This window comes from Immundisolibacter sp., from assembly GCF_041625615.1.
Taxonomy (GTDB): Bacteria; Pseudomonadota; Gammaproteobacteria; order Immundisolibacterales; family Immundisolibacteraceae; genus Immundisolibacter.
This window is the reverse complement of the sequence record NZ_JBFJTF010000122.1, coordinates 1-6,903: the sequence shown is the minus strand read 5'-3', so window position 1 is coordinate 6,903 and position 6,903 is coordinate 1. Positions and strand designations below refer to the sequence as shown.

Genomic DNA, 6,903 nt, shown 5'->3' with positions numbered 1-6,903 from the left:
GGCCTATGCCGACCTGATCACCATTTCCGGTTACGACGGCGGTACGGGTGCCAGCCCGCTGACGTCGGTGAAGTACGCCGGCATCCCGTGGGAAATCGGCCTGGCCGAGACGCACCAGGCGTTGCTGGCGAACCGCCTGCGCGAGAAGGTGCGCGTGCAGACCGACGGCGGTCTCAAGACCGGTCTCGACGTGGTCAAGGCGGCCATGCTGGGCGCCGAGAGCTTCGGTTTCGGTACCGCGCCGATGATCGCGCTCGGCTGCAAGTACCTGCGCATCTGTCATCTGAATAACTGCGCCACCGGGGTGGCAACGCAAAACGAGGACCTGCGCCGCGATCATTTCGCCGGGCTGCCGGAGATGGTCGAGAACTACCTGCGTTTCGTGGCGCAGGAAACGCGCGAGTGGCTGGCGGCGCTGGGCGTGCGCAGCCTGGAAGAGCTGATCGGTCGCGCCGACCTGTTGCAGCCGCGGGCCGGCAATACGGCCAAGCAGCAGCATCTGGACCTGCAGCCGCTGCTCAGCGGCAAGGGGCTGGCCGTGGAGGGCAAGCAGTACTGCACCGTGTCCAGCAACGCGCCCTACGACAAGGGCGAGCTGGCCGAGCAGATGGTGGCCGACACGCTGGAGGCCATCGAGCACGCCCGGGGCGGCATCTTCAACTACGACATCAGCAACACCCACCGTTCCATCGGTGCCCGCCTGTCGGGCGAGATTGCCCGTCGTTGGGGCAATCAGGGCATGGCGCACGCGCCCATCACCATCAAGTTGCGCGGGCACGCCGGGCAGAGCCTGGGGGTGTGGAACGCCGGTGGCCTGAATCTGATGCTCGAGGGTGACGCCAACGATTACGTCGGCAAGGGCATGGCCGGCGGCAAGATCGTCATCAGCCTGCCGCGCGCCAGCCGCCTGCAGTCGCAGCGCACCACCATCATCGGCAACACCTGCCTGTACGGCGCCACCGGTGGCAAGCTGTTCGCGGCCGGCCAGGCCGGCGAGCGTTTCGCGGTACGCAACTCCGGCGCCATCGCGGTGGTCGAAGGGTTGGGCGACCATGGCTGCGAGTACATGACCGGCGGCGTGGTGGTGGTGCTGGGTCCGACCGGCGTCAACTTCGGTGCCGGCATGACCGGCGGAATGACGTTCGTCTACGAGCCGGACAACCGTTTGCCGGAGCGTTACAACCCGGAGCTGGTGGAGCTGCATCGCATCAACACCGAGGACACCGCGGTGTGCGTCGGGTTCCTGCGCAGCCTGATCCGCGAGTTCGTTGACGAGACGCAGAGCGAGTGGGGTCGGGAGATTCTCGACAACCTGCCCGAGCTGCGCGGCAAGTTCTGGCTGGTCAAGCCTCAGGCCAGTGAACTGGCCGGTTTGCTCGACGCCGTGCGCCGGCCGCGCTGACGTCTCCGATCCCCACAGCAGGAAATCCGTACATCCGATGGCCGCCGCGAAACCCCGCAAGAATCCGCTGCAGTTCCTGGAAGTGCCGCGCCAGCTCGACAAACAGTCGCCCGGGCAGCGCATCCGGCACTTCGACGAGATCTACCATCCGTTCGACGCTGCCACGGCGTCGCGCCAGGCCGCCCGCTGCGTGGATTGTGGCAACCCGTACTGCGAGTGGCAGTGCCCGGTGCACAACTTCATTCCCGACTGGCTGAAGCTGGTACAGGCGGGCAAGATCCTGGAGGCGGCCGACCTTTCCAACCAGACCAACTCGCTGCCGGAGATCTGCGGTCGCATCTGCCCGCAGGACCGTCTGTGCGAGGGCGCCTGCACCATGAACGACGGCCTGGGTGCGGTCACCATCGGCGCCATCGAGAAATACATCACCGAGGAAGCCTTCAAGCTCGGCTGGAAGCCCGACATGTCGCAGGTGGTTCCCACCGGCAAGCGCGTGGCGGTGGTCGGCGCCGGACCGGCGGGTCTTGCCTGTGCCGACGTGCTGGCACGTGCCGGTGTGCAGGCCGTGGTGTTCGATCGTTACCCGGAAATCGGCGGTCTGCTGACGTTCGGCATTCCCGGCTTCAAGCTGGAAAAGCACGTGGTGCAGCGCCGGCGGACCATCTTCGAGGGCATGGGCATCGAGTTCCGCCTCGGGGTGGAAATCGGCCGCGACGTGGCCTTCGAGCGTCTGCTCGAGGAGTACGACGCCGTGTTCCTGGGCATGGGTACCTACAAGTTCGTGCAGGGCGGTTTTCCGGGCGAGGACCTGCCGGGCGTGACACCGTCGCTGCCGTACCTGGTGGCCAATGCCCGCCGCCAGCTGGGTGTCGAGCGTGACCCGTCGGAGTACATCGATCTGGCCGGCAAGCGCGTGGTGGTTCTCGGCGGCGGTGATACCGCCATGGACTGCAACCGCACCGCCATCCGCCAGGGGGCCGCGCAGGTGACCTGCGCCTACCGGCGCGACGAGCACAACATGCCGGGTTCGCGCACCGAGGTCGGCAACGCGCGTGACGAGGGCGTGCAGTTCCTGTGGAACCGTCAGCCGCTGGAAATCGTGGCGGGGGACGATGGCCGCGTCGCCGGCGTCAAGCTGGTGACCACCGAGCTGGGTCCGCCCGATGGCCGCGGCCGTCGCCAGCCGCAGCCGATTCCCGGCAGCGAGCAGGTGGTGCCGGCCGATGCGGTGGTGATCGCCTTCGGCTTCCGGCCCAATCCGCCGGACTGGTTCGATCAATTCGGCATCAGCACCGACACCGGCGGGCGCGTGCATGCGCCGGCCAAGGCGCAGCTGTCGCACCAGACCAGCAACCCCAAGGTATTTGCCGGTGGCGACATGGTGCGCGGCGCGGATCTGGTGGTGACGGCCGTGTTTGACGGGCGTGAGGCCGCCGAGGGCATTCTTCAGTATCTGGGCGTCTGAGCCGGTGGGCAGCCTGCCGCCGCTGCGCAACGACCGGTTGCTGCGGGCGTTGCGCCGCGAGCCGGTGGATCGCACGCCGGTGTGGATCATGCGCCAGGCCGGCCGTTACCTGCCCGAGTACCGCGCCACACGTGCCCGCGCCGGCAGCTTTCTGGCGCTGATGCGCAGCCCGGAGCTGGCCACCGAAGTGACGCTGCAACCGCTGGCCCGCTTCGATCTGGATGCCGCCATCCTGTTCTCGGACATCCTCACCGTGCCCGACGCGCTCGGCCTGGGCCTGCATTTCGTGGAAGGCGAGGGGCCGCGCTTCGAGCGCCCGCTGCGCAGCGCGGCCGACATCGACCGCCTGCGCGCGCCGGATGTCGAGCGCGCGCTGCCGTACGTGTTCGACACCGTGCGCATGCTGCGCCGCGAACTGGCGGGCCGGGTGCCGCTGATCGGCTTCGCCGGCAGCCCCTGGACGCTCGCCTGCTACATGGTCGAGGGGGGCGGCAGCGCCGATTTTCGCCGCGTCAAGGGCCTCAGTTACACCGATCCGGCGGCGCTGCATCGCCTGCTGGCGCTGCTCACCGACACCCTGGTCGACTACCTGAGCGCCCAGGCCGCGGCCGGTGCGCAGGCGCTGATGGTGTTCGACACCTGGGGCGGGGTGCTGAGCACGCCCGGCTACCGCGAGTTCTCGCTGGCCTATCAGGCCCGCCTGGCGCAGCGTCTGGCCGGTGATCCGGCAACCCGTGGCCTGCCGTTGATCCTGTTCACCAAGAATGCCGGCCGCTGGCTGGCGGAGCAGGCCGAGGTCGGCTGCGCGGCGCTGGGTGTGGACTGGACACAGGAGCTGGCGGACGTGCGGGTTGCAACCGGTGGACGGGTTGCCCTGCAGGGCAACCTCGACCCGATTGCGCTGTTCGGATCGCCCGAGCGCATCCGCGCCGAGGTGGCGCGCATCCTGGAAAGCTACGGCCCCGGCCCCGGGCACGTGTTCAATCTCGGCCACGGCGTGCTGCAGCAGACCGACCCCGAGCACGTGCGCGTGCTGGTGGACGCGGTGCACGAGCTGAGCATGCCGTACCACGCCTGACGCGGTGCCCATGTCGCGGCTGATCCTGAAAGTCGCCATCGACGCGCCGTTGCGTCACCTGTTCGATTACCTGCCGCACTTCAACCAGCCGCCGCCGGCCCCCGGCTGCCGGGTGCGCGTGCCGTTCGGGCGGCGTGGCCAGGTCGGGCTGGTGGTGGCGCATGCCGATCACGCCGACGTGCCGGATGCCCAGCTGCGGCACATCCATGAGGCGATCGACGACGCGCCCCTGTTCGGAGCACCGTTGCTGGAACTGCTGCGGCGAGCCGCCGACTACTACCATGCGCCGCCGGGCGAAGTACTGGTCGGGACGCTGCCGGGCCTGTTGCGCGCCGGTCGGCCGGCCCGCGAACAGGTCGATTGGCAGTGGCGGCTGAGCGACACCGCGCCGGCGCCGGACACGCTCGGCCGGGCGCCGCGCCAGGCGGAGCTGCTGCGCGCGCTCGCCGCCGGCCCGCAGGCCCAGTCGGCATTGCCGGTCGGTAGCGCGGCGGTGCTGCGCACCCTGCTCGACAAGGGCTGGGTGGTGCGCGAGCCGCGGGACGCGTCAACGCGTCAGGACCCCGCCCCGCCGGCGGCGCCGGCCCTGACCTCCGCGCAGCGCGCCGCCGTGGAGGCGGTGCTGGCGGCCAGCGGCTTCGGGGCGTTCCTGCTCGACGGCGTCACCGGCAGCGGCAAGACCGAGGTCTATCTGTCGGCCATCGAGGCGGTGCTCGCCACCGGGCGACAGGCCCTGGTGCTGGTGCCGGAGATCAGCCTCACGCCGCAGACCGAGGCGCGCTTTCGGGCACGGTTTGGGCAGGCGGTGGCGGTGCTGCACTCCGGCCTGCCCGATGGCGAGCGTCTGGCGGCCTGGCTGGCGGCACGCAGTGGGCGGGCGCGCGTGCTCATCGGAACCCGTTCGGCGGTCTTCACGCCGTTGCCGGCGCTCGGCCTGATCGTGGTCGACGAAGAGCACGACGCCTCCTACAAGCAGCAGGACGGGTTCCGCTACCACGCTCGCGACATGGCCGTGCTGCGTGCCCGCATCGAGGACGTGCCGGTGCTGCTCGGCAGTGCCACACCGTCCCTGGAGAGTCTGGCGCACGGCCGTGTCGGCCAGTACCGGACGGTGCACCTGCGCGAGCGCGCTGGCAGTGCCCGGTTGCCACGCCTGGAGTTGCTGGACGTGCGCCACCAGCGCATGTCGGGCCTGGTGTCGCCGGCGCTGGCGGCGGCCGTGCGCGAGGAGCTGGTCGCCGGCCGGCAGGTCATGCTGTTTCTGAACCGGCGCGGCTATGCGCCGGTACTGCTGTGTCACGCCTGCGGCTGGGTGCCGAAGTGCCAGCGCTGCGACGCCCACTACACCCTGCACCGGACACGGCAGGTGCTGCTGTGCCATCACTGCGGTGGCGAGCGGCCGCTGCCGCCGAGCTGCGCCGAGTGCGCCAGTGGCGATCTGCTGCCGCTGGGCGCCGGGACCGAGCGCATCGAGGCCGACATCACGGCGCTGTTTCCGGAACACACGGTGCTGCGTGTGGATCGCGACAGCACGCGCCGTCGTGGTGCGCTCGATGCACACCTGAGCGCGGTGCGCGACGGCCGCGCGGACATTCTGGTCGGCACGCAGATGCTGGCCAAGGGCCACCACTTTCCGGCGGTCACCCTGGTCGGCATCCTGGACGCCGACCAGGGGCTGTTCGCCGCGGATTTTCGTGCCAGCGAGCGCCTGGCCCAGACCATCTACCAGGTGGCCGGGCGCTGTGGACGCGGCACGCAACCGGGACGGGTGCTGATCCAGACCCACCAGCCGCAGCATCCGGTACTGCACGCCCTGCTGCAGGGCGGCTACGGCGTGTTCGCCCAGCAGCTGCTCAAGGAACGCGAGGCCGCCGGCTGGCCGCCGTTCACGCACCTGGCGCTGTTGCGCGCCGAGGCGCCCGGTGCCCAGGAAGCGCTGTGGTTCCTGGGGGAGACGCTGTCGCTGGCTGCCGAACTAGGCCACGCCGGTGTGACCCTGCTGGGACCGGTGCCGGCGCCGATGCCCAAGCGGGCCGGGCGCTTCCGGGCGCAGTTGTTGTTGCAGGCGGACCGGCGCGCGCCGCTGCACGCGCTGCTCAGGAGCTGGTTGCCCGCGGTGGCGCAGTTGCCGGCGGCGCGCAAGGTGCGCTGGTCGCTGGACGTGGACCCGATCGATACCTACTGAGCGCATCGGGGTGCCGCGCTTGGCGCGCTAATTGCTACCCATTGGGCGACGTGTCCACTGTTACAGCCGCCCCTCAGATGCCAACACCTCCCCTGCGCGTGATGCTGGTCGATGACGACCACGAGCGCCGTGCGTTGGTGGCGGCCGCGTTGGTCGACGCCGGCCTGACGGTGTGCGCGGCGCTCGGCACAGCGGCCGGTTTGGTGCAGGCAGTCGCCCGGCATGCACCAGATGTGGTCATCATTGACCTCGAGTCGCCGGATCGCGACATACTCGAAAGCATGCGCTGCCTGTCACGGGACAATCCACACCCAGTGGTCATGTTCGCCAGTAACTCGGATGCCGATGCCATTCGCGAGGCCATCGAGGCGGGCGTGAGCGCGTATGTGGTGGACGGCCTCAATCCGGGGCGCGTGCACTCGGTGGTCGAGGTGGCGGTGGCGCGATTCCGCCAGTACGCGACCTTGCAGCGCGAGTTGACGGAGGCACGTACCAGCCTGGCGCACAGAAAGGTCATCGACCGCGCGAAGGGCATCCTGATGGAGCGTGGTCGCCGCAGCGAGAGCGAGGCTTACCATGCGCTGCGCAAGCTGGCCATGGACCAGAACAAGACCATCGCCGAGATCGCCAAGGGCGTGATCGACACAGCCGAGTTGTTCAAGTGACCGCCAACAAGCCGATCCCAGAACTGGCGCAGGTGCGCCTTGGCTACATCCCGCTGACCGATGCGGCGCCGCTGATCATTGCGCTCGAACATGGTCACTTCGCGCGCT

At 69.5% G+C, this 6,903-nt stretch carries 6 protein-coding genes; all 6 read left to right on the top strand.

Annotated elements, in window-relative coordinates:
- Positions 1–1,402, top strand: a 1,402-nt coding sequence (locus ABYX71_RS09485) for a glutamate synthase-related protein (protein ID WP_372696258.1), incomplete at its 5' end; no start/stop codon positions are given.
- Between the two features lie 37 nt (positions 1,403–1,439).
- Positions 1,440–2,867 carry an FAD-dependent oxidoreductase gene (locus ABYX71_RS09480; RefSeq protein ID WP_372696257.1) on the top strand — a complete coding sequence of 476 codons (1,428 nt, stop codon included), beginning with the start codon at positions 1,440–1,442 and terminating at the stop codon, positions 2,865–2,867.
- 13 nt (positions 2,868–2,880) lie between these two features.
- The gene (gene hemE, locus ABYX71_RS09475; protein WP_372696260.1) at positions 2,881–3,945 is read left to right on the top strand and encodes a uroporphyrinogen decarboxylase; all 1,065 of its coding nucleotides are present in this window, start codon (positions 2,881–2,883) and stop codon (positions 3,943–3,945) included.
- Between the two features lie 10 nt (positions 3,946–3,955).
- Entirely contained in the window at positions 3,956–6,130 is a 2,175-nt protein-coding gene (locus tag ABYX71_RS09470) for a primosomal protein N' (protein ID WP_372696256.1), read from the top strand.
- Positions 6,131–6,207: 77 nt separating this feature from the next.
- Positions 6,208–6,795 carry an ANTAR domain-containing response regulator gene (locus ABYX71_RS09465; RefSeq protein WP_372696255.1) on the top strand — a complete coding sequence of 196 codons (588 nt, stop codon included), beginning with the start codon at positions 6,208–6,210 and terminating at the stop codon, positions 6,793–6,795.
- A partial coding sequence (locus ABYX71_RS09460; RefSeq protein WP_372696259.1) for an ABC transporter substrate-binding protein occupies positions 6,792–6,903 on the top strand: 112 nt, incomplete at its 3' end. The genes ABYX71_RS09465 and ABYX71_RS09460, both read left to right, overlap by 4 nt.

Excerpts from the sequence above, each read along its gene's own strand:
- ABYX71_RS09465 (WP_372696255.1), top strand. The coding sequence starts at position 6,208 with ATGCCAACACCTCCCCTGCGCGTGATGCTGGTCGATGACGACCACGAG.
- ABYX71_RS09470 (WP_372696256.1), top strand. The coding sequence starts at position 3,956 with ATGTCGCGGCTGATCCTGAAAGTCGCCATCGACGCGCCGTTGCGTCAC.
- ABYX71_RS09480 (WP_372696257.1), top strand. The coding sequence starts at position 1,440 with ATGGCCGCCGCGAAACCCCGCAAGAATCCGCTGCAGTTCCTGGAAGTG.